The organism is Micromonospora sp. MGP-C2, assembly GCF_057766525.1.
On sequence record NZ_JBYMEN010000002.1, the window covers coordinates 3214314 to 3239050 of the forward strand.

Consider the following 24737-nt stretch of genomic DNA (forward strand, 5'->3'; position numbering starts at 1 on the left):
GGTCAGGCGACCGGGGCCGCCTTGCCGAGAGCGACCTCGGCCTCCTCCTCCGGAGTGGCCTGCGGCGGCGCCTCGTTGGCGGTCCGCAGCGGGATCTCCTTGATGAACCAGGCGAGCACCGGGATCACGATGGTGAACAGCACGGCCCAGAGGAAGACGTGCGAGATCGCGTCGGAGAGGCCGCCGAGCACCATGTCGCGGGCCTGGGCGGGCAGGTCCTTGAGCTTCTCCAGGTCCATTCCCGAGCCGCCGGACTCGCCGCCGAAGGCCCGGCCGCCCTCGGAGCTGGCCAGCCGGTTGGCGAAGATCGCGCCGAACAGCGAGATGCCGAACGAGCCGCCGATCGACCGGAAGAAGGTCGCCGCGCCACTGGCCGCGCCGAGGTCCTTCTGCTCCACGCTGTTCTGCGCGATCAGCATGGACGTCTGCATGAGGAAGCCCATGCCGACGCCGAGCACGACCATGTACAGCGAGGACATCAACTTGCTGGTGTCGGTGTCGAGCATGGACAGCAGCGCCATGCCCGCTGTCATCACGACACCACCGATGATCGGGTACGCCCGGTACCTGCCGTTACGGGTGATCGCCCGCCCGATGACCAGCGAGACCACCAGCATGCCGAACATCAGGGGCAGCAGCAGCAGACCGCTGTTGGTCGCCGACGCCCCCTGCACGGTCTGCTGGTAGAGCGGCAGGAAGTTCATCGCGCCGAACATCGCGAAGCCGAGCAGGAAGCCGATCACCGAGATCAACGCGAAGTTGCGGTTGGCGAAGAGCGCCAACGGCAGGATCGGCTCCTGGACGCGCCGTTCCACCAGGCCGAACGCCACCAACGCGAGCACGGCCAGGACGGCCAGGCCGAAGATCTGCGGCGACGTCCAGTCGTACTCGTTGCCGCCCCAGGTGGTGATGAGCACGATCGCGGTGATGCCGACCGAGAGCAGACCAGCACCGAGCCAGTCGATCCGGTGCTCGGTGCGGTACTTCGGCAGGTGCATGGTGGTCATCAGCACGAGCAGCGCGATCCCGCCCAGCGGCAGGTTCACGTAGAACGCCCAGCGCCAGGACAGGTGGTCGGTGATGAAGCCACCGGCAAGCGGACCGGCGACCATGGCGATGGCCATGATGCCGGCGATCATGCCCTGGTAGCGCCCACGCTCGCGGGGCGGGACCAGGTCACCGATGATCGCCATGACGCCGACCATGAGGCCACCGGCGCCGAGGCCCTGCACGGCCCGGAAGGCGATCAGCTGGACCATGCCGTCCTGCGGGCCGCCGAGCATGCCGGAGCCGGCCATGCCGCAGAGTGCGGAGCCGACGAGGAAGACGACCACCGAGGTCAGGAAGACCGACTTGCGGCCGTAGAGGTCACCGAGCTTGCCCCAGATCGGGGTGGAGACGGTGGTGCCCAGGACGTACGCGGTAACCACCCAGGTGAAGTGGTTGAGCCCGCCGAACTCGCCGACGATCCGCGGTAACGCGGTGCTGACGATCATGTTGTCGAGCATCGCGAGCATCATCGCGATCATCAGCCCGAACAGCACGACCCTGATGTTGTTGGGTCGCACGCCGGCCTGGGTTGCCTGAGTCATGGGTAAGCTCCCCCCGAAGATTGCCACACTTACTTGCCGCCCGGCTAGTCACCTTACTAGCCGCACGGTAAGTTCGGTACAAGCAACGGTCAAGCCAATTGGAGGGCACGCGTGAGGGAGAGCACAGGCGGGACGCGGGACCGGATCAAGGCCGTCGCGCTCGAGCTCTTCACCGAGCAGGGGTACGAGAAGACCTCACTCCGGGAGATCGCCGAGCGTCTCAACGTCACCAAGGCGGCGCTCTACTACCACTTCAAGAGCAAGGACGACATCGTCGCCAGCTTCGTCGAGGACCGGCTGGAGCAGATGGACGCCCTCAACGCCTGGGCGGCGACGCAGCCGGCCACCCTGGCCACCCGGCGCGAGCTGATCACCCGCTACGCCGACACGATGTTCGGCGGCGACCAGCCGTCCGTGATGCGCTTCTTCGAGCAGAACCAGACAGTGCTCAAGAGCCTCGCCTCCGGCCAGCAGATGCGCGGCCGGATGATGCAGCTCGCCAGCGCCCTCTGCCGGGGCGACGACTCCCCCGCCGCCCAGCTGCGCGCCGCACTGTCACTGTTCGCCGTGCACACGAGTTGGTTCGCCGTACGGGCACCGGGCATCACCAACGAGGAGCGTCGCCGGCTCGCGTTGGAGGTGGCCGACGAGCTGCTCGGCGCGATCGGCGCGGGTGCCTCAGCGGAGCCCGACGAGAGTGCGGCGGAGGCCACCTCGGGCAGCCCGCGCGGCTGATCGGTCGGCGGTTCAGCCGCGGGTGAGGGCCAGTCGCAGGCCGAGCAGGTCCACGCCCGCCGCCGGCGCCCAGTCCTTCTCCGGCGCGCGGACGAAGCCGAGCCGTGAGTAGAGCCGGTGCGCCGAATCGGCCATCCCGGCCCGGACGCAGATCACCAGCGCCGTGCAACCCAGCTCCACAGCACGCGCCACGCATGCCTGCGCCAACGCCGCGCCGACGCCCCGACCCTGGGCGCCCGGGTCGACCGCGAGCATCCGGAACTCCGCCTCGCCCGGCCCGGACAGCTCGGCGAACGGCGTGCCCGGCAGCACGAAGGTCACCGAGCCCAGCACCGCATCGGTCACCTCGTCGACCGCGACCAGCACCTCGCCGCTGGCAGCCCGGCTCGACACGTCGGCCAGCACCTCGCCGTACCCGTGTTCGCCCTTGAGCTGCCCGTCCGCCTCGTACGCGGCCACGGTGAGCCGGGCCACCGCCGGGAAGTCGGCCGGCTGGGCAGGACGAACCCGCAAGCCGGTCAAGCGATCACCGCGATGAGGTCACCGTCCTGCACGACGTCGCCCTCGTTCACGGCGAGCTGCTGGATCACACCATCGGACTCGGCGATGACGGGGATCTCCATCTTCATCGACTCGAGGATCACCAGGGTGTCGCCCTCGGCCACCGTGTCACCTGCCGTGGCGACGACCTTCCAGACGTTCGCCACCATCTCGGCGCGGATCTCCTCGGCCATGTCCGGGCCCTCCCTCATCGCGATGTGTCTGCCGTCGTATCCAATCATGCGTCGCCCGGTGGTGGGCGCGCAGCGGCACGGCCGGGATGGCACGCCCGCCCTGGAGAAGGCGGCGGCTGTCGACCGCACTACCATCAGCGGGTCGGACCCGACGCCGGACCGCCGGTGGGTGCACTGGCGCCGAGGTCGTGCGCAGGACGGATCCGACCCATCACGAGGAGGTCAGCATGGCGAAGAAGTCCCGGAAGAAGAAGGCTCGTAAGAAGAACGCCGCCAACCACGGCAAGCGTCCCAACTCCTGAACGCGTCGACGGGCCCACGGCCCGTCACCGCTCAGCCCGACCCGGCCGACGCCGGGTACACCGGTGGCCCGGGTCGACATCGACCCGGGCCACCGGTCTTGAAGCTGTGCCGCGCCGACGCTCAGTCGGCCAACTCCCGGGATTCAGTGGTCTCGAAGACCACCAGCTCGGTGAGCTTGACCCGCAGCCGCTCGCGCAGCTCGTCCGGCGCTGTCTCGTTGCCGCAGCAACGAGCCACCAACGCCCGCACCTCCTGCTCCAGCCCGTACTCGCGCAGGCAGGGCCCGCACTCGTCCAGGTGGTGCCGGATCAGCGAGCGCCGCTCGTCGGCGCACTCCAGATCCAGGTAGAGGTAGACCTCCGCGAGCACCTCGCGGCAATCCGTCTCGTGCGGCTCCCCACAGCTCACGTCACACCTCCCGGCCGGCAGCGGCGTTCGAGCCCTTCGCCGAGCGGGCCGCACTGAAGCCCCGCTCCCCGGCGTAGCGCTCGAGCAGCTTGCGCAGATTACGACGGCCCCGGTGCAGACGCGACATCACGGTGCCGATCGGCGTGCCCATGATGTCCGCGACCTCCTTGTAGGAGAAGCCCTCGACATCGGTCAGGTAGACGGCCAGGCGGAACTCCTCCGGCAACTGCTGGAGGGCCTCCTTCACGTCACTGTCCGGCAGCCGGTCCAGTGCCTCCGTCTCGGCGGAGCGCAGCCCACTGGAGGTGTGCGACTCGGCCTCGGCGAGCTGCCAGTCGGTGATCTCCTCGGTGGGCGCCTGGATCGGCTGGCGCTGCCGCTTGCGGTAGGAGTTGATGTAGGTGTTGGTCAGGATCCGGTAGAGCCAGGCCTTCAGGTTCGTGCCCTGCTCGAACTGGTGGAAGGCGGCGTACGCCTTCAGGTAGGTCTCCTGAACCAGGTCCTCGGCATCCGCCGGGTTGCGCGTCATCCGCAGCCCAGCAGCGTAGAGCTGATCGACGAATGGCATCGCGTCCCGTTCGAACCGGGCCCTGCGCTCGTCCGTCTTCTCGGTGGTCAACCGCACATCCCCTCGCGTCGGATGCTTTCCCGCCGAGGATACGCGCACGGACCTGCCCGCAGATTCACTTCCGGCCGGTGTGCCCGTGCTCACCACACCCGCCCCGCCCGGTCCCGCCGTCGCCGGCCACTCCGGCCCATCCAGCAGCTGCTTCAGCTGCCGGGCGTCCCGTTCGTCCCGTTCCAGGCTCCGTGTCTCGGTCGGCACCGGTCACCCCCCTCGCAGAAAAGTCGTCCAGGGTTGGTAACGCGAGATGACCACTGGGGCATTCCACCCGGCCCTCCCGTTCCTGGTCCCGGCCCCGACGGCGGCCGGCGCTGGGACCAGGAAGGGCCTGGGAGGACTGGTGCCGTCGGTCCGGATCGGGCCGGTGCCACCATCGGATGCAACGACCCTCGCCCGGCACCGGAAACGGTCGACCGGGCGAGCCGGGTCAGTCGGCCGTCCAGCCCCGGGCCCGCAGCCAGTCCCGGACGACGCCCGCGGTGCCGGCCGGGTCCCGCCGGAGGTCGTGCGTCTCCCCGGGGCGGCTCACCACCTGCACGGCCGGCGACGGCTCCGGCGTCCCGAACGGGTCCCGGTCGCCGTTGACGACCAGCGTCGGCAGGCCGGTGGCCAGTTCGGCGGCACGCGAACGCTCCGGCCGCCCGGGCGGGTGCAGCGGAAAGGCCAACGCGACCACACCGACGGCCCCCACCGCACCCGCCGTCCGGCAGGCGACCCGCGCGCCGCTGGAACGACCGCCGACCAGCACCGACGGCACGTCGGCGTGCCGGTCGCGCAGCACGGCGAGCACCGCCGTCCACGCCTCGTCGAGATGACCCGCCGGTGCCGGGGCACGTCGACCCGCGACCCGGTAGGGCTGGGTCACACGGACCACCGCCAGGCCGGCCGCGACCGACGCGTCGCGTACCGCGAGCAGGTCGGGCGCGTCGATGCTGCCGCCCGCTCCGTGCCCGAGCACGAGCAGAGCGGTGGCGGGGCGGTCCGGCAGGTCGGTGGTGATCCCCGCCGGACCGCGCGGAGTGTCGATCTCGTCGCTGGTTGACACCGACCCATTCTGCGCCGCCTGGCAGACGACGCGTGACGGACCGGGCCGTTGGTCAGCTCAGCGGAACCAGGGTGAGCAGCCGGTCCCGTACCGGCGGGCCGGGGTCGTCGACGGCGTCCGGGTCTGGCTCGACCTCGCCACGCCAGGCGACCAGCATCGCCCGCCGCTCCCGGGGTGTGGTGCCACCCCACACACCGTGGCAGTCACCGACGTCGAGGGCCCAGGCCAGACAGGACCCCTGCACGTCGCAGCCGCGGCACAGCGCGACAGCGGCGTCCGCCGGCTCGTTCGGTGCCGGAAAGAATGTCTCCGGATCGACGCTCTGACAGGTGCCTCTGGTGCGCCATGCGTCGTCCTGTTGCCGTTCCCGCACCGCTCGCAGCAGTCGCGGATCTCGCCGCGCCGCAGCCACCTCGTGCGGGCGGGGCATACGCGCTCGTGTCAATCCACCCACCTCCCCCGTGGGACCGGCAAAAACGGTGGACGTCGTCCGCCCCGTGCGAATCGACAGCCACTACCGGCGCTGTGTTCTATCGCACTTCGCAACATCGGGACAAGGGTCTGCCGGGAACATGACTGAACAGCCAGGAGACGAATCGCGCGCAACCCTGTCAAATCGGTGCCTGACAATGCGCGGCGGCGTCAGAACAGGGTCAGCTCCTGCGGTGTCACCGTCGGCGGCACCGACACCCGGGCGATCAGCTGCGGCCCGTCGTTGCGAACGTCGCCCACCGCCGCCCCCACCGGTCGGATCTCCAACCCCGCCAGCCGCTCCGCCGACGCCGGAACGAGCAACCGCTCCGGCTCGTCGGTCGGCGCCAGCCACGACGACCAACGCTCGGGCGGCAACAGCACCGGCATCCGGTCGTGCACCTCGGCCAGGTCGCCGAGCGCCGCGGTGGTCAGCACGCTGAAGGTGAGCCGGGAGTCGGCACCGGACTGCCAGACCGACCAGATGCCGGCCAGGGCGAGAACCGAGCCGTCGGTGGGAGTCATGTAGTAGGCCTGTCGCCGGCCGTCGGGCTGACGGACCCACTCGTACCAGCCATCGGCCGGGACCAGGCAGCGGCGGCGGGCGAACGACCCGGCGTACGCCCGGCTGGTGGCCACCGTCTCCGCCCGCGCGTTGATCATGCGGGCGGCCCCGGCGGCGGAACGGGACCAGTGCGGCAAAAGACCCCAGCGACCGACACAGAGACTGCGATGCCCCTCCGGGCTCACCCGGACCAGGGGCACCCGGTCGGTCGGCGCGACGTTGTGGTCCGGACGGACCACGCCCTCGGTGTCGTCGGACGACTCGAACAGCGCGCTGAGCTCGCCGGAGCTCCGGGTCGTCGCGTACCTGCCGCACATGGGGCACACGCTAACGCGTCGGAGGCCCCGTCGGCTGTCCCGCCAACCGGGAGTACGACCCGCCGGGCCACACCGTCCACCAGCCGGCACGGCAGAATGTAACCGTGGGGAACCTGACAGCGACCCGGCCGCCGCAGCCGTGGACCGCACCGACCGCGTCCGACCCGGTGGCGGCGACGCTGCGCCTGCCCGGTTCCAAGTCGATGACCGCACGCGCCCTGGTGCTCAGCGCACTGGCCGCCGGCCCGTCGACGCTGGCCGGGCCGCTCCGCGCCCGCGACACCGAGTTGATGGCCGCCGGCCTGCGCGCGATGGGCGCGCACGTGTCGATCAGCGACGACGAGCAGTGGCTGGTCCGACCGCACCCGCTGGTCGGCCCCGCGCACGTGGACGTGGGCCTGGCCGGCACCGTGATGCGGTTCGTGCCGCCGGTGGCCGGGCTGGCCGACGGGCAGGTCACCTTCGACGGCGACCCTTACGTCCGCACCCGACCGCTCGGTCCGCTGATCGAGGCACTGCGGTCGCTGGGTGTCCGCATCGACGTCACCGGGTCGGGCAGCCTCCCGCTGACAGTGCTCGGCACCGGCCGGGTCACCGGCGGTGAGGTGGTGATCGACGCGTCCGCCTCCAGCCAGCTCGTCTCCGGGTTGCTGCTGGCCGCCCCGCGCTTCGACCGGGGCGTCGTGGTGCGCCACGTCGGCCCGCCGGTGCCGTCCGCGCCGCATCTCCGGATGACGGTGCAGATGCTGCGGGCCGCCGGCGCGGCCGTCGACGACAGCACGCCCGACGTCTGGACCGTCGAACCCGGCCCCCTCACCGGGCGCGGCTGGGAGATCGAGCCAGACCTCTCCGGAGCGGTGCCGTTCTTCGCCGCGGCCCTGGTCACCGGCGGCGAGGTGACCCTGCAGGGCTGGCCGCGCAGCAGCTCGCAGCCGGTCGAGCAGCTCCGCTCGCTGCTCCAGCGAATGGGCGGCGAGGTCACCCTCTCCACCAGCGGGCTGACCGTCCGGGGCACCGGCGTGGTGCACGGCCTGACCGCCGACCTCTCCGACGTCAGCGAGCTGACCCCGGCGCTGACCGCGCTCGCCATGCTGGCCGACTCGCCGTCGGTGTTCACCGGCGTCGGGCACATCCGTGGCCACGAGACCGACCGGCTGACCGCGCTCGCGCGCGAGTTCACCGCACTCGGGGCGGACGTCACCGAATCGCCGGACGGGCTGGAGATCCGGCCCCGGCCACTGCGCGGCGGGGTGTTCCGCACCTACCACGACCATCGGATGGCGCACGCCGCAGCGGTGACCGGTCTCGCCGTGCCCGGCATCGAGGTCGACGACGTGGGGTGTACCTCCAAGACCATGCCCGAGTTCCCGGCACTATGGTCAGCGATGGTGACCGGCAAGAGCTGACGCGAGAAGAGGACAGGTCCTGGCGACCAAACGGCGCGAGTACGACGAGGACGACGTACGGGTACGGCCCGGAAAGTCGTCGCGCCCGCGTACGCGCACCCGACCCCAGCACTCCGACGCCGTGGACGGCTTCGTCATCGCCGTCGACCGCGGGCGCTACACCTGCGTGCTGTCCGGAGCCGAGCGCGGCGTGGTCGGGGCCGAGCTGCCCACTGTCACCGCGATGCGGGCCCGCGAGCTGGGCCGCAAGTCGGTGGTGGTCGGCGACCGGGTCAGCCTGGTCGGGGACACGTCCGGCGCGGAGGGCGCCCTGGCCCGCATCGTCCGGATCGCCGAGCGACGCTCGGTGCTGCGCCGCACCGCCGACGACGACGAGACCACCGCCGAGGGTCGACTGGAACGAGTGGTGGTGGCCAACGCCGACCAGTTGGTGATCGTCAGTGCGCTGGCCGACCCACCACCGCGCACCGGGTTCATCGACCGCTGCCTGGTGGCCGCGTACGACGCGGACGTCGAGCCGCTGCTCTGCCTCACCAAGGCCGACCTGGCCGGGCCGGAGGAGGTGCTGGGCTACTACACCGAGCTGGAGCTGCCGTACGTGCTCAACCGCCCCGACTCCGACCTGTCCGCGCTGCGCACGCTGCTGAGCGGCAAGGTGTCGGTGCTGGTCGGGCATTCCGGGGTGGGCAAGTCGACGCTGGTCAATCGCCTCGTCCCGGACGCGCTGCGCGCGGTCGGTGTGGTCAGCGCGATCGGCCGTGGGCGGCACACCTCCACCAGCGCGGTGGCGCTGCGGCTGCCACCGGTGCCCGGCGTCGACACCGACCCCGGCTGGATCATCGACACCCCCGGCATCCGCAGCTTCGGTCTGGCCCACGTCTCGGCCGACAGCCTGCTGCACGGCTTCCCGGATCTGGTCGAGGGCACCGTCGACTGCCCGCCCAACTGTCAGCACACGACCGACGAGGCCGCCTGTGGGCTGGACGCCTGGGTGGCCGCCGGCAAGGCCGACCCGCGCCGGTTGGCGTCGTACCGCCGGTTGCTCGCCTCCCGCGCCGGCGAGGGTGACTCGCGCGGCGAGAGCGACCAGCGCGGGCCCGGCGAGGGTGACCGGCGCGGCCCCGACGAGTGAGTCGGCGGGCGTCGGCTAGGTTGCCGGGATGACCGGGTACGCCGACGACCTCGCCCTCGCCCACCTGCTCGCCGACCGGGCCGATGCCATCTCCACAGCCCGGTTCCGCGCGCTCGACCTGCGGGTCGAGGCGAAGCCCGACCTGACCCCCGTCTCCGACGCGGACACCGCCGTGGAGCGGGAGATCCGTGGCCTGCTGGCCGAGCACCGGCCGACGGACGGGCTGCTCGGTGAGGAGTACGGCGCCGGGCCGTCCACCGACCCGGACGGCCGCCGGTGGATCATCGACCCGATCGACGGCACCAAGAACTTCGTCCGGGGCGTGCCGGTCTGGGCCACCCTGATCGCGCTCTACGACGGCGACCGGCCAGCGGTCGGCGTGGTGTCCGCCCCGGCGCTGGGGCGGCGCTGGTGGGCCAGCGCGGGCGCGGGCGCGTACGCCGGTCACGGCCCGGCCGCCGGCGAGCGGATCGGGGTTTCCGCGGTGCGGGACATCGCGGACGCCAGCTTCTGCTACTCGTCACTCGACGGCTGGGAGCGCGCCGGTCGGCTCGACGCGATGCTGGATCTGATGCGGGCCACCTGGCGCAGTCGGGCGTACGGCGACTTCTACGGCTACATGCTGCTGGCCGAGGGCGCACTGGACGTGATGGTCGAGCCGGAACTGTCCCTGTGGGACGTGGCGGCGCTGGTCCCGATCATCACCGAGGCGGGTGGCACGGTCACGGATCTGTTCGGTCGACCGGCCCCGGCCGGCGCGCCGGGCACCGACAGCAGTGTGGTGGCCACCAACGGTGTGCTGCACCGCGACATCCTCACCAGGCTCGATCGCCCAGCCGAGCGCTGACCCCCGGCAACCTCTATCCTCGCCAGGTGGTCTCCTCCGGCTGGTGTTTTCTCGCGACGATGATCGTCGCGTACGGCTTCGCCAACCTTCTCCAGTCGGTGGCGGCGGCCCGCACCACGGTTCACCACACCTTCGATCCGGGCCTGCTGCTGCGCCTCGCCGGGCACCGGACGTACCTGATCGGTCTGGGCTGCCAGATCGCCGGTTTCGTGTTCGCCTTCCTGGCCCGACGGGACCTTCCGCTGTTCCTCGTGCAGGCCAGCGTCGCGGCCGGGCTCGGGGTGACAGCCATCCTCGGTGTGCTGGTGCTGAAGTGGCGACTACCGGCGGCGGAGGTGGTGCTGCTGGCGCTGCTCTTCGCCGGGATCACCGCCCTGGTGCTGTCCGCCCGCCCGGCGCCGTCGAAGCAGCTCGGCACCGCCGGCTCGATCGCCCTGCTGGTGGCGCTCGGTGTCATCGCGGTGCTCGGGGTCTTCGCCGTCCGGCTGCACGGGGCGCAAGGTTCGGTGGCCCTCGGCTCGCTGGCCGGGTTGGCGTTCAGCTCGGCCGCGGTCGCGGCCCGGCCACTGGCATCCGCGTCGTCCGCCGAGGCGTTCCTCGCCCACCCGCTGTTCTACCTGCTGATCGCCCACTCGATCGTCGGTCAGCTGCTGCTCGGCCTGGCCATGCAGCGCGGCTCGACGACCGCCGCGGTCGCCGCGATGGACGCCGCCGGTGCGGTGCCGGCCGCGATCGTCGGCCTGCTGCTGCTCAACGACAAGATCTGGCCGGGCCGGGAGTGGCTGGCGGCGGTCGGTTTCCTGGTCACCCTGGCCGCGGTGATCGGGCTGACCCGGTACGCGCAGCCGCAACAGCAGCGCCCGGCGACACGACGCCGTGACCGGGCCATGGTCGCGGCGACCCGTCCCGGCTGACCGACCGGGCCGCCCGACCTGCCGCTCAGGCCTCGACCGGCTTGCGGCGGCTCACCACCCGCTCGTAGAGGCGCTCCAGCGCACCGGCGGTCCGCTCCCAGGTGTAGCTGCTGCGGACCCGGTCCACCGCGGCGTGCCCGTACGCGAAACGACCGGCGTTGTCGGCGAGCAGCCGACGAATCGAGACCGCGAGTGCCCGCACGTCGCCGGGGGGCACGAGCTTGCCGGTGACCTCGTCAACGACGGCGTCGGCCAGGCCACCCATCGCGTAGCCGATCACCGGCACGCCGCAGGCCATCGCCTCCAGCGAGACCCGCCCCGCCGAGGAGTAGTGCGGGGTGCAGGCGACCACGTCCGCCGACCGGTACCAGGTCGCCATCTGGTCGTGCGGCACCGCCCCGACGAGCCGCACCTGGTCGACGACGCCGGCCTGCTCGGCCAGCTCGCGCAGCCGTCGTGCCTCGGCGTGGTTGGCCAGTTGGTCCGCCGGTGGCCCACCGGCGATCACCAGCTCGGCGTTGCCGACCAGCCGCATCGCCCGGATCAGGTCCTCCTGGCCGTGCCCCGCGGACAGCGAGCCGACCGAGAGGATGCGGGCCCGCTGCTCGCGTGGTGCCGCCTCGCCGTCGGGATGGAACTGCTCGATGTCGACCCCCGGGGGCACCAGGGCCACCGAGCTGCGTTGCAGACCCATCCGGGTCAGCTCGTCGACCTCGTCGTTCGACTGCGCCACAGCGATGTCCACAGCGCGGGTCAGCGCGCGTTCCAGCGTGATCCGCTCCCCCGGCCCGTCGTAGCGGCCGCCCAGGTGGCGCAACTGCTCGATGCCGAGTGAGTGGAACGTCTGCACCACCGGAATGTCGGTCTCGCGAACGGCGTGCGCGGCGGCCAGGCCCCCGACCCAGTAGTGCCCGTGCACCACCTCGGGCCGCCAGGCACCGGCCCACTCGTCGGTCAACCAGCGGCCGAACTCCGTCACGTACCGGATCAGCTCGGCGGTGGGCAGTGGGGTGAGCGGGCCAGCGGGCACCTGGTGCACCTGGTAGCCGTCGACGGTGACCGTCGCTGGCAGGCCGGGATCGTCCCGGCGCTCATAGAGCCGTACGTCGTGGCCTCGTTCGGCCAACTCGGCGGCAACCCGCGCAATGTGCTGTCGGGTGCCGACCGGTGGGCCGTCGGCGTGGCGGTACGAACTGGCGTGCGCGCAGACGAGGCCGACGCGCATGGGTCACCTCCCTGCGATCTTTCCTCGGCAGTGGTCCTCCCGGTCAGAGCGTCCCATTAACCCCGCGACCCGGAGTCGAAACCTGGCAGATCAGGAAGAGTCCCCCCGAGTGCCACCGACACTTGCGGCACAGCAATCACAAGCGGCACAGGCAGCCAAGTTCGACGATGATCGACAAGCTCAGAGTGGTATGACCTGGCCCGGGCGGGGGTACCGCTCAAGAATGCCGCTGACCCGCACCCTCGACGATTCGACCGTGGTGATCACCGGCGCTTCCAGCGGGATCGGCACGGCGACCGCGTATGCCCTGGCCCGCCGGGGCGCCGCCGTCGTGCTGGCTGCCCGCAGCGAGCCGGCCCTACGACAGGTCGCGCAGCGCTGCCGCGAGTTGGGCGGCCAGGCGCTGGTCGTACCGACCGATGTGACCGATCTGGAGTCGGTGCAACGACTGGCCGAGCGGGCGGCGGCCGAGTTCGGCCAGATCGACGCCTGGGTGAACAACGCCGCGGTGAGCGCGGTGGGCCTGTTCGACGAGATCCCGGTCGCCGAGTTCCGGCGGGTGCTGGAGGTCAACCTGCTCGGAGCGGTGCACGGCATCAAGGCTGCCCTGCCCCACCTGGGGGCGGCCGGTGGCGGTGTCCTGGTCAACAACGCCTCGGTGCTGGCCGAGGTGGCCATGCCGTACCAGTCGGCGTACAACGCCAGCAAGCACGGCATCCGAGGGCTCGCCGACACGGTCCGGCAGGAGCTGCGGGTCACCGGCCGTGGTCAGATCTCGGTCTGCACCGTGCTGCCGGCCACCATCGACACCCCGTTCTTCCGGCACACGGCCAACCACACCGGCCGGGAACTGGTGCCACCGCCGCCGATCTACCCGCCGGAGGTGGTCGCCGAGACCATCGTCCGGCTGCTGCGCCGGCCTCGCCGGGAGGCGTACGCCGGTGGCGCGGCCCGGCTGATCGGCCTGCAGTGGCGGCTGGCGCCCGCGTTGGTGGAACGCACCCTCGGCTGGTACCTCCAGCGGACCCAGTTCGGTCCGGGCGCTCGGGTGGACAGCAGCGGCAACGTGTTCCACGCCGACGCCGAGGCCCGCCGGGACGGCGGCTGGAACGGCCGACGGCGTCAGTTGGTGCGGATGACCGCCGCGTTCGGTCTCGCCGCCGCCGGCACCGCTGTCGGCACCATGGCCGCGATCAACCGCCGATCCCGGTCGGTCCGCTGATGACCGGCCTCGACCGCCCGAATGCGCGAACGGTGACCGGCGCGCACAATGAGGCGATCATGTCGAACTGTCTCGTGGAGATCGACGAGTCGTCGGCGGTGGTCCGGCTGACCGGTGTGCTCGACGCCGCCGGAGCCGAGGCGGTACGCGGCGCGCTGCTCGCCAGACTCGCGGACCGGCCGGGCCCGGTGGTGGCCGACGTGACCGGGCTGCGCGTCCTCGATGAGGTCGGTCGGGGCGTCTTCGCCGAGGTTCGCCGGGAGGTGGCCGACTGGCCCGCCGCGGATCTGCTGCTGTGTGACCCGGCGGTCGACGGGCCCGCCCACCCGGACCCCGCGCTCGCTGGCGTGCCCGCCTTTCCGACGCTCGACGGCGCGCTGGCCGCGGTCGCGGCGACGCCGCTGGCGGCGGTGCTCACCGCCGACCTGGCCCCGACGGTGGGAGCCGCCCGGCAGGCCCGCGAGCTCGTCACCACCGGCTGCCAACGCTGGGGCATGCCGATGCTGGTCGACCCGGCCTGCATCGCGCTCACCGAGATGGTGAACAACGTGGTGGCGCACGCCCGGACTCCGATGACCGTTCGGCTCGCTCCGCAGGACAGCGCCCTGCACCTGGCGGTCCGCGACCACTCCTCGCGTCTGCCGACGTTCGCCGGGCTGTCCCCGCCGAACCGGGCCGGCGGCCGCGGCCTGCTGCTGATCGACACGGTGGCCCGCCGCTGGGGCAGCAGCGCGATACCGGACGGCAAGGTCGTCTGGTGCGTCCTGCACCCGGACGACGAGGTCGCCCACCTCGGCTGACGGGGCGTTTCGCCGCCGGTGCCGGTTTCGCCACCGCACAGCCTGCGGTGCTCCGGTTATGGCGGGAGGGCAGCGGGTAGTGATCAGACATGCGCGACAACGAGTACCCGACCCCCGTGTCCGACACCGAGGCGCAAGGCCTGCCCGACACCGCCGATGACGACTCGACCGCCAACGACGACGTCCTCACCGGGCGCGAGGCGGACGGCCCGGACCCGGCCCAACTGCCCGGCGACCGTACGCCGGTGGCGGTGGACCGGTTCGGGACGACCGCCGAGGAGCAGCTCGACGGTGAGTCGTTGGACTACAAGCTCGCCCGGGAGGTCTACGAGCGCCCGGCCGACGACCCGCTGGCCGGGACGATCGACCCGAAGATCGCCTTCGAGGCGGACAATCTGGAAGCCGCGGCGGAGGCCCAGCTGGACGCCGACGTGATGGATCCGGGGCCCACCTCGGACCCGAACTCACCGGTCTCCCTCTACGACCACGGTCAGCTCGGCACCGTGGCCGACGCCACCGTCGGCCGGCTGGTGGAGCCGGACGAGGGGGCGCACACCGACCAGGAGACCGACTCGGTGGCGTACGACGCGGGTTCGGCTGGCGGCGGGGCGACCGCCGAGGAGTTGGCCATCCACGAGACGGAGCCGCCGCGCTCGGTCTGACCGGGGTCAGTCGTCCAGGCCACGTTCGATGGCGTACCGGGTCAGCTCGACCCGGTTGTGCAGTTGCAGCTTGCCCAGGGTGTTCTGCACGTGGTTCTGCACCGTGCGGTGCGACAGCCCGAGCCGCTGCGCGATCTGCTTGTACGACAGCCCTCTCGCCACCTGCCGCAGCACCTCCGTCTCCCGCTCGGTGAGCCGGGGCGCTGCGGACTGCGAACCGCCGGCAGGGTCGGTCGGCTGCCCCGGCCGGGCGGCCAGCCGGCGGTACTCGCCGAGGACGAGCCCGGCCAGGCCGGGGGTGAAGATCGCCTCGCCGGCTGCGGTGCGGCGGACCGCGTCGAGGAACTCGGCGGGCGCTGTGGACTTCACCAGGTAACCATTGGCCCCTGCCTTGACCGCGTCCAGCACGCTCTGCTGTTCGCCGCTGGCGCTGAGCATCAGCACCCGCACGTCGGGCAGTGCCGCACGCAGACCCAGGATCACCTCGACGCCGGAGATGTCCGGTAGTTGCAGGTCGAGGACGACCACGTCGGGCCGGGCGGCGGCGGCCACCCGTACGGCCTGCCGGCCCTCGCCGCTGGTCGCCACCACCAGGAAGCCCGCCTCCGTGAGGTCGCGGGCCACCCCCTCCCGCCACATGGGGTGGTCGTCGACCACCATCACCCGGGTCGGGGTCACCGCTGTGCCCTCGGCACGGTCAGCTCGATCTCGGTGCCGGCGTCGGGGGCGGACACGATCCGAACCGTCCCGCCCACGTCGGCCACCCGACCCCGGATCGACTGGCTCACGCCGAGCCGACCCTGTGCGGCCGCCTCGGTCAACCGGCCTTCCGGGATGCCCGGCCCCTCGTCGCGGATCGACACGGTCACCGTCGCCCCCTCATCCTCGATCAACACCCAGGCCCGCCCGCTGGCGTGCCGCCCCACGTTGTCCAGGGCCGCGCCGGTCGCGGCGGCCAACTCCCCCGCCACCCGTCGAGGCAGCGGCACCGGGGTGGCCGGGGCGGAGAGCACCACCGCCGCCGAGGCGTACCGGCCGAGCAGGGTCCGCAGGTCCACCGCCGCCGTCTCGGTGCCGTCGGGGAGCACGGCAGCGCTCGCCGGGCTGGTGCCGGCGATCAGTGCCCGCAACGCGGCCTCCTGCTCGCCGGCCAACCGGGCCAGTTCGCCCGCCTCACCGGGCAGGTCGGCACCCCGCCGCTGCACCATCGCCAGCACCTGGAGCACCGAGTCGTGAATGCCCCGGGCCAGCCGCTCCCGCTCCCGGGTGGCGGCCTCCAACTCCACAGCGCGTTGCAGCCGTTCCTCGGCGCTCGCCGCGAGCCGGGCCACGTGCCCGACCACCAACCCGGCGAGCAGCATCAGGATGACCCCGGTGAACGAGGACTGGCCGATCCGCTCCCGGGTGGTCAGGTCCGCGCCGGCGACCAGCAGCGCGGCGACCGTGCCCCGCCGCCGCCCACCAGAGACGGCCCAGGCCAGCACCGGGCCGGCCATCCAGGCGACCCCCATGGTGGGTACGCCGGTGGCGAGCGCCGCCCGACCGACCACCCACGGGGTGGCCAGCACGATGGCGAGCACCACCCCGAGGTCGGCCAGCAGCAGCGGCCAGCGCCGCCAGGCCGGCCGGGCGTACCCGACCGCGGTCGCCGCGGTCCAGGCCGCCATGATCAGGATCAGGGCGCCGACGGCGTACGGGTGGTCGTACCGGTCGGCGTCGCGCACCGCGAGCACGCAGACGTACGCCAGGGACGCCAGCCGGAACACCGCCAGCGCACGCCACAGCGGCACCTCGAATCCACCCGGCGGCGACGGCATGGCGGTCAGGATGCCATAACGCGTCCACCGCACGGCGAGCAGCGAGTGCGGTTCGGGAAACCCTGACGTACGGTGGAAAAGCCGCGAAATACTCCGAGATCCGCCGCCGGGACGGGCCCATGACGAACGCAGATCCGCACGCACCGCGTACGGTTGTGCCCATCGAACCTGCCCTCCTGATCGCCAAGGCCTTCGACCAGGCCCAGGTGACCGAGATTCGACACTCGGTCACCTCATGCGCGCATGCCTGCGGACTCACCGGCCAACGGTTGGACGACTTCGTGCTCGCGATCAACGAGTTGATCACCAATGCGGTCCGGCACGGCGGCGGGCGTGGATGGTTGCGTCTCTGGCACGAGTCCAGCTTGCTGGTCTGCGAGGTGGCCGACCACGGGCACGGGATCAGCCCGCAGCGGCTGGGCGACCGCAGTCGGCCGGCCCCGGACACCGCCGGTGGGTGGGGCCTCTGGCTGGCCCGCGAGCTGACCGACGCCATGGAGGTCGTCTCCAGCTCCGCCGGCACCACCGTCCGGATCACCGCCGGCCTCGTCAGCCACGACCGCACCACCCGCTGATCCTCCGCAGCCGCTCCCCGCGGCTGCAATGCGGCTGCGGGGAGCGGCTGCGGGAACGGCTTGCGGCTGCGGCTCAGGCGAACAGCGCCGAGACGGACTCCCCGTTGTGGATCCGGCGCATCGCCTCGGACAGGGCGGGCGCCACCGACAGGACCTGCAACTTCGGCACCCGCTTGGCGTCCGCGATGGGCACCGTGTTGGTGCAGACGATCTCCAGGACGCCCTCCTGGTCGCTGAGCCGCTGGAGGGCGTCGCCGGAGAACAGCCCGTGCGTGCAGGCCAACCGCATCGACCGGACCTTCAGGCCCCGCAGATGCTCCATCAACTCGACAACCGTGCTGCCCTTGGCGATCTCGTCGTCCAGCACGATGACGTCCCGGTCGGCCACCTCGCCGATCACCGCGCTGATCTTGACCAGGTCGTCACTGAACCGCTGCTTCGCGCCGGCCGCGACCGGCGTGCCGAGCAACCGGGCGAAGGCCGCCGCCTCCTTGGCGTTGCCAAGGTCGGGTGAGACCACCACGGTGTTGCTCAGGTCGTAGCGCTGGAAGTGGGTGGCCAGCTCACGCAGCGCGTGCAGGTGATCCACCGGGACGCTGAAGAAGCCGTGCACCTGCGGCGAGTGCAGGGTCATCGCGAGCACCCGGTCCGCGCCGGCCGACACGAGCAGATCGGCGACGAGCCGGGCGCCGATCGAGATCCGCGGGGCGTCCTTCTTGTCGGAGCGGGCGTACGCGTAGTGCGGCAGCACCACCGTGATCCGGCCGGCCGAGGCGCCCCGCGCCGCGTCGATCATCAGCAGCAGCTCGACCAGATTCTCCTGCACGGGCGGCACCAGCGGCTGGATCAGGAAGACGTCCCGCTCCCGGCAGTTGGCCTGCAACTGCACTTCCAGACAGTCGTTCGCGAATCGGGAGACCCGCACCGGATGCAGCGGCACCCCGAGGTGGGCACAGATCTCGGCAGCCAGGTCGGGATGGGCAGTTCCACTGAAAACGGCGATGTCGCGCACGTTCGCACATCGTAGGCGACCCGGGCGGCGGCCTTCGGCGGCGGGCCGCAACCGGCCGTGACGCCTGTCGCACCGAACGCCGGTCCGGGTACGGTGCTGCGGTGACCCCCCAGTACGTCGCCGCCATCGACCAGGGCACCACCTCCTCGCGGTGCATCGTCTTCGACTCCGCCGGGGACATCGTCGCCGTTGCCCAGCGCGAACACCGGCAGATCTTCCCCCAACCAGGCTGGGTGGAACACGACGCCGAGGAGATCTGGGACAACGTCCAGCAGGTGGTCTCCGAGGCGCTGCGGTCCGCCGGCACCGACCCGGCCGGCCTGGCCGCCGTCGGCATCACCAACCAGCGGGAGACCACCCTCGTCTGGGACCGGGCCACCGGTCGACCGGTGGCCAATGCCATCGTCTGGCAGGACACCCGGACCGGGCCGCTGCTGCGCGAGCTGGCCTCGGCGTACGGCGAGGAGCGGTTCCGGGCCCGCACCGGCCTGCCGCTGGCCACCTACTTCGCCGGCCCGAAGCTGCGCTGGCTGCTGGACGAGGTCGACGGCCTGCGCGAGCGCGCGGAGCGCGGCGAGGTGCTCTTCGGCACCATGGACAGCTGGCTGATCTGGAAGCTGACCGGGGAGCACGTCACCGACGTGACCAACGCCAGCCGGACCATGCTCATGGACCTCACCACCCTCGACTGGGCTCCGGACCTGCTGGACGCGATGGGCGTCCCGGCGGCGATGCTGCCGGAGATCCGCTGCTCCGCCGAGGTGTACGGCACCGCCACCGGCGTGCTCGCCGGGGTGCCGGTGGCCAGCGCTCTCGGAGACCAGCAGGCCGCCCTGTTCGGGCAGACCTGCTTCCAGCCGGGCGAGGCGAAGTGCACCTACGGCACCGGGAGCTTCCTGCTGCTCAACACCGGCGCCACCCCGGTCCCGTCGACGCACGGCCTGCTCACCACTGTCGCCTACCAGATCAAGGGGCAACCGCCGGCGTACGCCCTGGAGGGCGCGATCGCGGTCACCGGCTCGCTGGTGCAGTGGCTGCGCGACAACCTCGGGCTGATCTCCACGGCCGCGGAGGTGGAGGATTTGGCCCGCACCGTGGACGACAACGGCGGCTGCTACGTGGTGCCCGCGTTCTCCGGGCTGTTCGCCCCGCACTGGCGCACCGACGCCCGTGGGGTGATCGCCGGTCTGACCGGTTACATCACCAAGGGACACCTGGCGCGAGCCGCGCTGGAGGCATCGGCCTGGCAGACCCGCGAGGTGGTCGACGCGATGGATGCCGACTCCGACGTGGCACTGCGCCGGCTCCGGGTGGACGGCGGGATGACCGCCAACGGTCTGCTCATGCAGTTCCTCGCCGATGTGCTCGACGTGCCGGTGGTTCGGTCCCGGATCACCGAGACCACCTGTCTGGGTGCCGCGTACGCGGCCGGCCTGGCGGTCGGCTTCTGGCCGGATCTGGCCACCCTGCGGGCGAAGTGGCGCTCCGATGCCCAGTGGGAGTCCACCATGGCCCCGGAGCTGCGCGACCGGGAGCTGCACAACTGGCGCAAGGCCGTGCAGCGCACCCTCGACTGGGTGGAGTGACCGCCGACGCGGCTGTCACTCCCAGCGGTTGCCGGTGAGCTTCTCGTACACCTCGATGTAGCGGGCGCGGGTCGCCTGGACGACCTCGTCGGGCACGTCCGGCGCGGGGGCCTGCTTGTTCCAGCCGCTGCCGGTGGCCCAGTCCCGCACGTACTGCTTGTCATAGGAGAACTGCACGCGGCCCGGCTGGTACGACTCGGCGGGCCAGAACCGCGACGAGTCGGAGGTGAGCAGTTCGTCGGCGAGGACCAGGGTGCCGTCCGGTGCCCAACCCAGCTCGAGCTTGGTGTCGGCGATCAGGATGCCCCGGTCGGCGGCCAGCTCGGCGCCGCGCCGGTAGACGTCGATGGTGATCTGCCGCAGCCGCTCGGCGGTGGCCTCGCCCACCTTGTCCACCACGTCGTCGTACGTGATCGGCTCGTCGTGCTCACCCATCGGCGCCTTGCTCGACGGTGTGAAGATCGGCTCGGGCAGGATCGACGCCTCGCCGAGCCCTCGGGGCAGGGTTATGCCGGACACCGCGCCGGTCTGCTCGTACTCCCGCAGGCCGCCGCCGGTGAGGTAACCCCGGGCCACGCACTCGACCGGGACCATGTCCAGCCGCTGGCAGCGGATCGCCCGCCCGGCGAACTCGGCGGGCACGTCGATCGCCGAGATGACGTGGTTCGGCACCAGGTCGGCGAGCTGCTCGAACCACCAGAGCGAGAGCGCGGTCAGCAGGCGACCCTTGTCCGGGATCGGCGTCGGCAGCGCCACGTCGTAGATCGAGATGCGGTCCGAGGCGACCAGGATCAGGTCATCGCCGTCGGCGTAGACGTCCCGAACCTTGCCCGAGTGCAGAAGTTCCACGCGCCCTAGTACACCATGCGACATCGGAAGGCCTGATTCGACCACCCACGCCGGGGGTGACCGGACGGACGTTGACACCTTCGTGCGCTGCCTGCGTGAATGGTCCGACCGCCGCCCTCGCAGGTCCAGGAGACCCCCGTGCCCGTTGTTCGACCCCCGTTCGACCGCCTCGGCGCCGACCCGGGCCGGCGCCGACTGCTGACCGCGGTGCTCGGCGCACCTCTGCTCGCCTCCGGCGGGCTGGCCGGGTGCAGCGACGACGCCGCCACCTCGACCCAGGACGGGCCGGTCGAGCTGTCGGTCTTCTGGTGGGGCGGTCCAAGGCGGGCGGCGCTCACCGAGAAGATCCTGCGGCTCTACTCGGAGCGCAACCCCCAGGTCACCTTCCGGGTCACCTGGCAGGGCGCCGACGGCTACTACGAGCGCCTGGCCACCCAGGCGGCCGGCGGCAACGTACCGGACCTGGTCCAAATCGACGACGCCATGCTGACCGAGTACGCCCAACGCCAGATCATCCTCGACCTCACCGACCGGGTCGCCGACCACAGTCTGGATCTGCGGGGCCTGCCGGAAGGGCTGATCCGCTACGGCACGGTGGAGGGGCGGACGATGGCGGTGGCCGGCGGGCAGACCCACGCGGGTGTGGTCTTCAACCGGGAGTTGTTGCGGGAGCTGCAGGTGCCGGAACCGCGCGCCGGGATGAGCTGGGCCGACTACATCTCCTGGGCGGAAGAGGTCACCGAGGCCAGCGACGGCCAGGTGGCCGGCACCATGGACGGCTCCGGTGACTACCGGGCGCTCTGGCTCTGGTTGCGGTCACAGGGCGGCGAGCTCTACCGGGGTAAGCAGCTCGGTTTCGGCGTGGAACAGCTGATCGCCTGGTTCGAGCTGTGGCAGCGGGCCCGCAGGGCGCGGGCCACGCCGGGTGCGGCGCTGGTCGAGCAGGCCGACAGCGGCGAGCCGTCCCGGCAACTGGTGGTGACCGGGTTGACCGCCGCGTCGTTCGCGTGGTCCCACCAACTGCCCGAGTTGCAGCGGCTCACCGGGGCCGAGCTGGGCATTGTCGGCTTGCCGGGGCCGACCGGTGCACAGTGGGCGCGCGCCTCGATGTTCTGGGCCGCGTTCCGGGGCACCCGCCACCCGGACACCGTCACCGACGTGATCAATTTCCTGACCACGAATGGCGAGGCCGGCACCGTCCTCGGCCACGAACGCGGTCTGAACGCCAGTCTCGCCGTCCGCCGCTACGCCGAGGGCAGCATCACCGATCCGGCCCAGCAGCGGGCCGCCGCGTTCGGCGCGGCCATCGCCGACCAGCTCGGGCCGGCCCCGGCGCCACCCCCGAAGGGGCACGCGAAGGTGCGGACCCTGCTGGTCGCCACCGCGGAGAGCATCCGCGTCAAGCGGACCGGCACCCGGGCGGCCGCCTCACGTTTCATCGCGCAGGCCAACGCCGCCCTGGCGGCGTGACGACCGGAGGTCGGCCCACGGCCCGCCGCCGTGGACCGACCTGACCGACGGGTCAGCGCGGCGGGCCGCCGCGACGGTTGCGCATCAGACGCAGCACGAGGAACACGACGATCGCGACCACCACCAGGCAGCAGAGCAGCGGAAGGATCCCGAAGCCGCTGCGACCCCGACGCCGGGCGGCTTCCACCACCAGCTCGCCGGTGCCCGTGGACGCCCAGGCCGCGACGGGCACGAAGACCGCCAGAACGGCCCCACCGAGGACCGCGCTGAGTCGGCCCCACCACTTACCGAATGAAGACATGCGCCCATCCTCGCCGAAGGATGCAACACCGGCACGTCGGTCCACGCCGAATCACGGAACTGAGATCTTTCCGGCCGGAGGTAGGACCCACGAGGGGCCGGTGCCTGCGAGGTGCCGGCCCTCCGGGAGTCACTCCTCCCCGCTGAGGCGCCAAACAAGTCCGGCCCCCACAATGTGGGGGCCGGACTCATGTCATTTCATTTGTAGCGGGGACAGGATTTGAACCTGCGACCTCTGGGTTATGAGCCCAGCGAGCTACCGAGCTGCTCCACCCCGCGTCGACTGGTTAAGACTAACCCATGCGCCCCGGCGATGATCAGCGGGGGTCACCAACCGCTGCGGCCGACACCGCAGAATGTCGAAAGCCCGCCTCCGGCGAACCGGAGACGGGCTTTCTGTCGTAGCGGGGACAGGATTTGAACCTGCGACCTCTGGGTTATGAGCCCAGCGAGCTACCGAGCTGCTCCACCCCGCGTCGGCTCGCTAACCGTAGCGCACCACCCCCGGCCCCCGCAAAACGACATCCGAATCCGCCGGATCGCGACCCGGCCACCGAGGTCAGCCGAGCCAGACTTTCACGGCGGCGACCGCCCGTGCGCTGTCCGCGTCGACCTGCGCCCGTTGGCTGGAGGTGTTCTCCCAGCCCTGTTCCCAGAGGATGGTCACCACGTCGCCGACCCGGATCGCCCGGATCAGCCGCACGTCCTCCACGCCGGTCGGGTCGCCGTTGACGTCCTGATCCGGGCGGCGCATCTCGAACAGCACCGACTCGTCGCCGTAGCGGGTGTCGGTGAGCAGCCGCTGCCTGCTCAGCACCGGCGCGCTGTCACCTGGCCGTTCCTGCTGCGGGCAGTCGCGCACCGCCCGCCGCAGCTCGTCCAGCAGGTCGTCGGCGCGCCCGGCCCGGTAGATGGTGATGGAGTGCGTGTACGTGCCGTCCGGGACGTGCCCCGCACCGGGATTCTGCGGCAGCTTGTAGACCACGTTCCGGGTCCGACGCTGCACGATCGCCCCCTCACTCGAGTAGCGGGCACCGCACAGGTCCGGCAGCACCTCAAGGTCCCGAAATTCCGGCGCGATGCCGATCTGGTTGGCCGCCGCGAGCCGGAAGAACGCCCGATCCGGGATGCCGGTCGGCGTCCTGGGCTGCGCCGCACCTGTGACACCGGGAGACGTCGCCGTCGTACCCGGGGAGCGTTCGGGCGGGGTCGGCGAGACGGGCGGTGATGCCGAACCGCCGGTCACGCTCGGCGACGGCGACGGCGATGCGGATGGCGGCGCCGGCGGCGTGGGCGTGCCGGCCGGCGACGGTACGGTCGCCGCCTGCGGAGCGACCACCTGGGTCCCGACAGCCACGCCAACCACCACCAGGGCCACGGCAAGGGTGCTCCCGGCGACACGCAGCCTGGCCCGACGGTCCGCCTGGTGCCGCAGCACCTCGGGGACGCCCAGATCGCGAGCGTCGGCGTCGGCGGCGAGGGACCGGTACAGCTCAGACAGTTCACGCGACATCGGTGGCCTCCAGTTCCACGACGGCCAGATCGGGCAGCAACGCGGCGAGTCGGGCCCGGCCGCGGGAAAGCCACGACTTCACAGTGCCAACCGGCACGTCGACCTCTCGAGCGATCTCCTCGACGGGCATGTCGAACAGGTAGTGCAGCGCCAACACCCGCCGGTGGGTTGCCGGCACCTGACGCAGGGCCTGGACCAGCACCACGCTGTCCTCGTTGGGCGGAGGGACCGGCGGTGGAGGCCCGGCCAGCCGCAGCGCGCCACGCAGGCCGCCCAGCCGACGCCAGCGGTCGGTCGCCAGGCGGGACACCACCAGCCGCAGCCACGCCTCCGGCGCCGGATGCGCCGACAACCTCCCCCACTGCCGCCAGGCCCGGGCGTACGCCTCCTGCACCAGGTCCTGTGCCTCGTTGTGGTCGCCGGTGACCGCATAGCCGTACCGCACCATCCGCCGCGCGGTGCCGCGGTAGAAGTCATCGAAGCTCTGCGCGTCCCTCACGACTGCTCCCCCTCGTCCCACCCCGTTGCAAATGAGGACGGCGGACCGGTGCCGCAGGTTGCGGTCCGACCGCACCTGTCGGTGAGGTGACAGACGGTGACACCACCGGACAC

28 protein-coding genes and 2 tRNA genes are annotated in these 24737 nt (G+C 71.8%); 12 read left to right on the forward strand and 18 right to left on the reverse strand.

Going from position 1 to position 24737, the window contains the following annotated elements:
- Positions 1 to 2: 2 nt before the first annotated feature.
- Positions 3 to 1592, reverse strand: coding sequence for an MDR family MFS transporter (locus AC3CF1_RS14395; RefSeq protein WP_088950018.1), 1590 nt, complete (start codon positions 1590 to 1592; stop codon positions 3 to 5).
- A gap of 111 nt (positions 1593 to 1703) precedes the next feature.
- On the opposite strand from AC3CF1_RS14395, the gene AC3CF1_RS14400 reads away from it, so the two are divergent.
- Complete coding sequence (locus tag AC3CF1_RS14400) at positions 1704 to 2327, forward strand: TetR/AcrR family transcriptional regulator (RefSeq protein ID WP_088950019.1); 624 nt, start codon at positions 1704 to 1706, stop codon at positions 2325 to 2327.
- A 12-nt stretch (positions 2328 to 2339) separates the two neighbouring features.
- Here the strand turns inward: AC3CF1_RS14400 and AC3CF1_RS14405 are convergent, their stop codons facing one another.
- Positions 2340 to 2849, reverse strand: a complete 510-nt coding sequence (locus AC3CF1_RS14405; RefSeq protein ID WP_179780838.1) for a GNAT family N-acetyltransferase — start codon at positions 2847 to 2849, stop codon at positions 2340 to 2342.
- The gene (locus AC3CF1_RS14410; protein ID WP_088950021.1) at positions 2846 to 3061 is read right to left on the reverse strand and encodes a biotin/lipoyl-binding carrier protein; all 216 of its coding nucleotides are present in this window, start codon (positions 3059 to 3061) and stop codon (positions 2846 to 2848) included. The genes AC3CF1_RS14405 and AC3CF1_RS14410 overlap by 4 nt, the downstream gene beginning before the upstream one ends.
- Positions 3062 to 3249: 188 nt before the next feature.
- Between AC3CF1_RS14410 and AC3CF1_RS14415 the strand changes: the two genes are divergently transcribed.
- A complete protein-coding gene (locus tag AC3CF1_RS14415) occupies positions 3250 to 3363 on the forward strand; it encodes a 50S ribosomal protein bL37 (protein ID WP_370453046.1) in 114 nt (37 codons plus the stop codon).
- A gap of 121 nt (positions 3364 to 3484) precedes the next feature.
- Here AC3CF1_RS14415 and rsrA read toward each other — a convergent pair whose 3' ends face one another.
- From rsrA to AC3CF1_RS14440, 5 genes are all read right to left on the reverse strand, one after another.
- Entirely contained in the window at positions 3485 to 3772 is a 288-nt protein-coding gene (gene rsrA, locus AC3CF1_RS14420; RefSeq protein WP_088950022.1) for a mycothiol system anti-sigma-R factor, read from the reverse strand.
- A 1-nt stretch (position 3773) separates the two neighbouring features.
- A complete protein-coding gene (locus tag AC3CF1_RS14425) occupies positions 3774 to 4598 on the reverse strand; it encodes a sigma-70 family RNA polymerase sigma factor (protein ID WP_141911012.1) in 825 nt (274 codons plus the stop codon).
- Between the two features lie 226 nt (positions 4599 to 4824).
- Positions 4825 to 5442: an alpha/beta hydrolase family protein gene (locus AC3CF1_RS14430; protein WP_488450650.1), complete on the reverse strand. Its 618-nt coding sequence runs from the start codon at positions 5440 to 5442 to the stop codon at positions 4825 to 4827.
- Between the two features lie 52 nt (positions 5443 to 5494).
- Positions 5495 to 5887: a WhiB family transcriptional regulator gene (locus AC3CF1_RS14435; protein WP_354982410.1), complete on the reverse strand. Its 393-nt coding sequence runs from the start codon at positions 5885 to 5887 to the stop codon at positions 5495 to 5497.
- Positions 5888 to 6084: 197 nt separating this feature from the next.
- Entirely contained in the window at positions 6085 to 6795 is a 711-nt protein-coding gene (locus AC3CF1_RS14440) for an SOS response-associated peptidase (protein ID WP_488450651.1), read from the reverse strand.
- A 104-nt stretch (positions 6796 to 6899) separates the two neighbouring features.
- Between AC3CF1_RS14440 and aroA the strand changes: the two genes are divergently transcribed.
- The 4 genes from aroA (at position 6900) to AC3CF1_RS14460 (ending at position 11094) form a co-directional block, all read left to right on the forward strand.
- Positions 6900 to 8201 (forward strand): 3-phosphoshikimate 1-carboxyvinyltransferase, encoded by a 1302-nt coding sequence (gene aroA / locus AC3CF1_RS14445; RefSeq protein WP_179780842.1) that lies wholly within the window; start codon positions 6900 to 6902, stop codon positions 8199 to 8201.
- Between the two features lie 121 nt (positions 8202 to 8322).
- On the forward strand, positions 8323 to 9333 hold the full coding sequence (gene rsgA, locus AC3CF1_RS14450; protein ID WP_210794465.1) for a ribosome small subunit-dependent GTPase A: 1011 nt from the start codon (positions 8323 to 8325) through the stop codon (positions 9331 to 9333).
- Positions 9334 to 9361: 28 nt separating this feature from the next.
- The gene (hisN, locus tag AC3CF1_RS14455; protein ID WP_488450652.1) at positions 9362 to 10180 is read left to right on the forward strand and encodes a histidinol-phosphatase; all 819 of its coding nucleotides are present in this window, start codon (positions 9362 to 9364) and stop codon (positions 10178 to 10180) included.
- A 59-nt stretch (positions 10181 to 10239) separates the two neighbouring features.
- The gene (locus AC3CF1_RS14460) at positions 10240 to 11094 is read left to right on the forward strand and encodes a hypothetical protein (protein WP_488452082.1); all 855 of its coding nucleotides are present in this window, start codon (positions 10240 to 10242) and stop codon (positions 11092 to 11094) included.
- Between the two features lie 25 nt (positions 11095 to 11119).
- Here the strand turns inward: AC3CF1_RS14460 and AC3CF1_RS14465 are convergent, their stop codons facing one another.
- A complete protein-coding gene (locus tag AC3CF1_RS14465) occupies positions 11120 to 12319 on the reverse strand; it encodes a glycosyltransferase (RefSeq protein ID WP_488450653.1) in 1200 nt (399 codons plus the stop codon).
- 223 nt (positions 12320 to 12542) lie between these two features.
- On the opposite strand from AC3CF1_RS14465, the gene AC3CF1_RS14470 reads away from it, so the two are divergent.
- The 3 genes from AC3CF1_RS14470 to AC3CF1_RS14480 all read left to right on the forward strand — a co-directional run bounded on the left by AC3CF1_RS14470 (position 12543) and on the right by AC3CF1_RS14480 (position 15003).
- Entirely contained in the window at positions 12543 to 13541 is a 999-nt protein-coding gene (locus tag AC3CF1_RS14470) for an SDR family oxidoreductase (protein ID WP_354982413.1), read from the forward strand.
- Between the two features lie 59 nt (positions 13542 to 13600).
- A complete protein-coding gene (locus tag AC3CF1_RS14475) occupies positions 13601 to 14341 on the forward strand; it encodes an ATP-binding protein (protein ID WP_354982414.1) in 741 nt (246 codons plus the stop codon).
- A gap of 89 nt (positions 14342 to 14430) precedes the next feature.
- A complete protein-coding gene (locus AC3CF1_RS14480; RefSeq protein ID WP_088950032.1) occupies positions 14431 to 15003 on the forward strand; it encodes a DUF5709 domain-containing protein in 573 nt (190 codons plus the stop codon).
- 6 nt (positions 15004 to 15009) lie between these two features.
- Here the strand turns inward: AC3CF1_RS14480 and AC3CF1_RS14485 are convergent, their stop codons facing one another.
- Entirely contained in the window at positions 15010 to 15663 is a 654-nt protein-coding gene (locus tag AC3CF1_RS14485; protein WP_354982510.1) for a response regulator, read from the reverse strand.
- 14 nt (positions 15664 to 15677) lie between these two features.
- Positions 15678 to 16820, reverse strand: a complete 1143-nt coding sequence (macS, locus tag AC3CF1_RS14490; RefSeq protein WP_354982415.1) for a MacS family sensor histidine kinase — start codon at positions 16818 to 16820, stop codon at positions 15678 to 15680.
- Positions 16821 to 16939: 119 nt separating this feature from the next.
- Here macS and AC3CF1_RS14495 point away from each other — a divergent pair, with 119 nt between their 5' ends.
- Entirely contained in the window at positions 16940 to 17395 is a 456-nt protein-coding gene (locus AC3CF1_RS14495) for an ATP-binding protein (RefSeq protein WP_354982416.1), read from the forward strand.
- 73 nt (positions 17396 to 17468) lie between these two features.
- On the opposite strand, the gene AC3CF1_RS14500 is transcribed toward AC3CF1_RS14495, so the two are convergent.
- The gene (locus tag AC3CF1_RS14500) at positions 17469 to 18407 is read right to left on the reverse strand and encodes a ribose-phosphate diphosphokinase (protein WP_354982417.1); all 939 of its coding nucleotides are present in this window, start codon (positions 18405 to 18407) and stop codon (positions 17469 to 17471) included.
- Positions 18408 to 18508: 101 nt separating this feature from the next.
- Between AC3CF1_RS14500 and glpK the strand changes: the two genes are divergently transcribed.
- Positions 18509 to 19993, forward strand: a complete 1485-nt coding sequence (gene glpK / locus AC3CF1_RS14505) for a glycerol kinase GlpK (protein WP_488450654.1) — start codon at positions 18509 to 18511, stop codon at positions 19991 to 19993.
- 15 nt (positions 19994 to 20008) lie between these two features.
- Here the strand turns inward: glpK and AC3CF1_RS14510 are convergent, their stop codons facing one another.
- Positions 20009 to 20842 (reverse strand): phosphoribosylaminoimidazolesuccinocarboxamide synthase, encoded by an 834-nt coding sequence (locus AC3CF1_RS14510; protein ID WP_354982419.1) that lies wholly within the window; start codon positions 20840 to 20842, stop codon positions 20009 to 20011.
- A 138-nt stretch (positions 20843 to 20980) separates the two neighbouring features.
- Here AC3CF1_RS14510 and AC3CF1_RS14515 point away from each other — a divergent pair, with 138 nt between their 5' ends.
- On the forward strand, positions 20981 to 22312 hold the full coding sequence (locus AC3CF1_RS14515; protein ID WP_354982420.1) for an ABC transporter substrate-binding protein: 1332 nt from the start codon (positions 20981 to 20983) through the stop codon (positions 22310 to 22312).
- Positions 22313 to 22364: 52 nt separating this feature from the next.
- Here the strand turns inward: AC3CF1_RS14515 and AC3CF1_RS14520 are convergent, their stop codons facing one another.
- The 5 genes from AC3CF1_RS14520 to AC3CF1_RS14540 all read right to left on the reverse strand — a co-directional run bounded on the left by AC3CF1_RS14520 (position 22365) and on the right by AC3CF1_RS14540 (position 24624).
- Complete coding sequence (locus AC3CF1_RS14520) at positions 22365 to 22613, reverse strand: hypothetical protein (RefSeq protein WP_088950039.1); 249 nt, start codon at positions 22611 to 22613, stop codon at positions 22365 to 22367.
- 204 nt (positions 22614 to 22817) lie between these two features.
- Positions 22818 to 22891: transfer RNA gene (locus AC3CF1_RS14525), tRNA-Met, on the reverse strand.
- A 123-nt stretch (positions 22892 to 23014) separates the two neighbouring features.
- Positions 23015 to 23088, reverse strand: a tRNA-Met gene (locus AC3CF1_RS14530).
- An 83-nt stretch (positions 23089 to 23171) separates the two neighbouring features.
- Positions 23172 to 24125, reverse strand: a complete 954-nt coding sequence (locus AC3CF1_RS14535) for a hypothetical protein (RefSeq protein WP_354982421.1) — start codon at positions 24123 to 24125, stop codon at positions 23172 to 23174.
- Positions 24115 to 24624, reverse strand: coding sequence for a SigE family RNA polymerase sigma factor (locus AC3CF1_RS14540; RefSeq protein ID WP_354982422.1), 510 nt, complete (start codon positions 24622 to 24624; stop codon positions 24115 to 24117). Before AC3CF1_RS14540 ends, AC3CF1_RS14535 begins: the two co-directional genes overlap by 11 nt.
- Between the last annotated feature and the right edge of the window lie 113 nt (positions 24625 to 24737).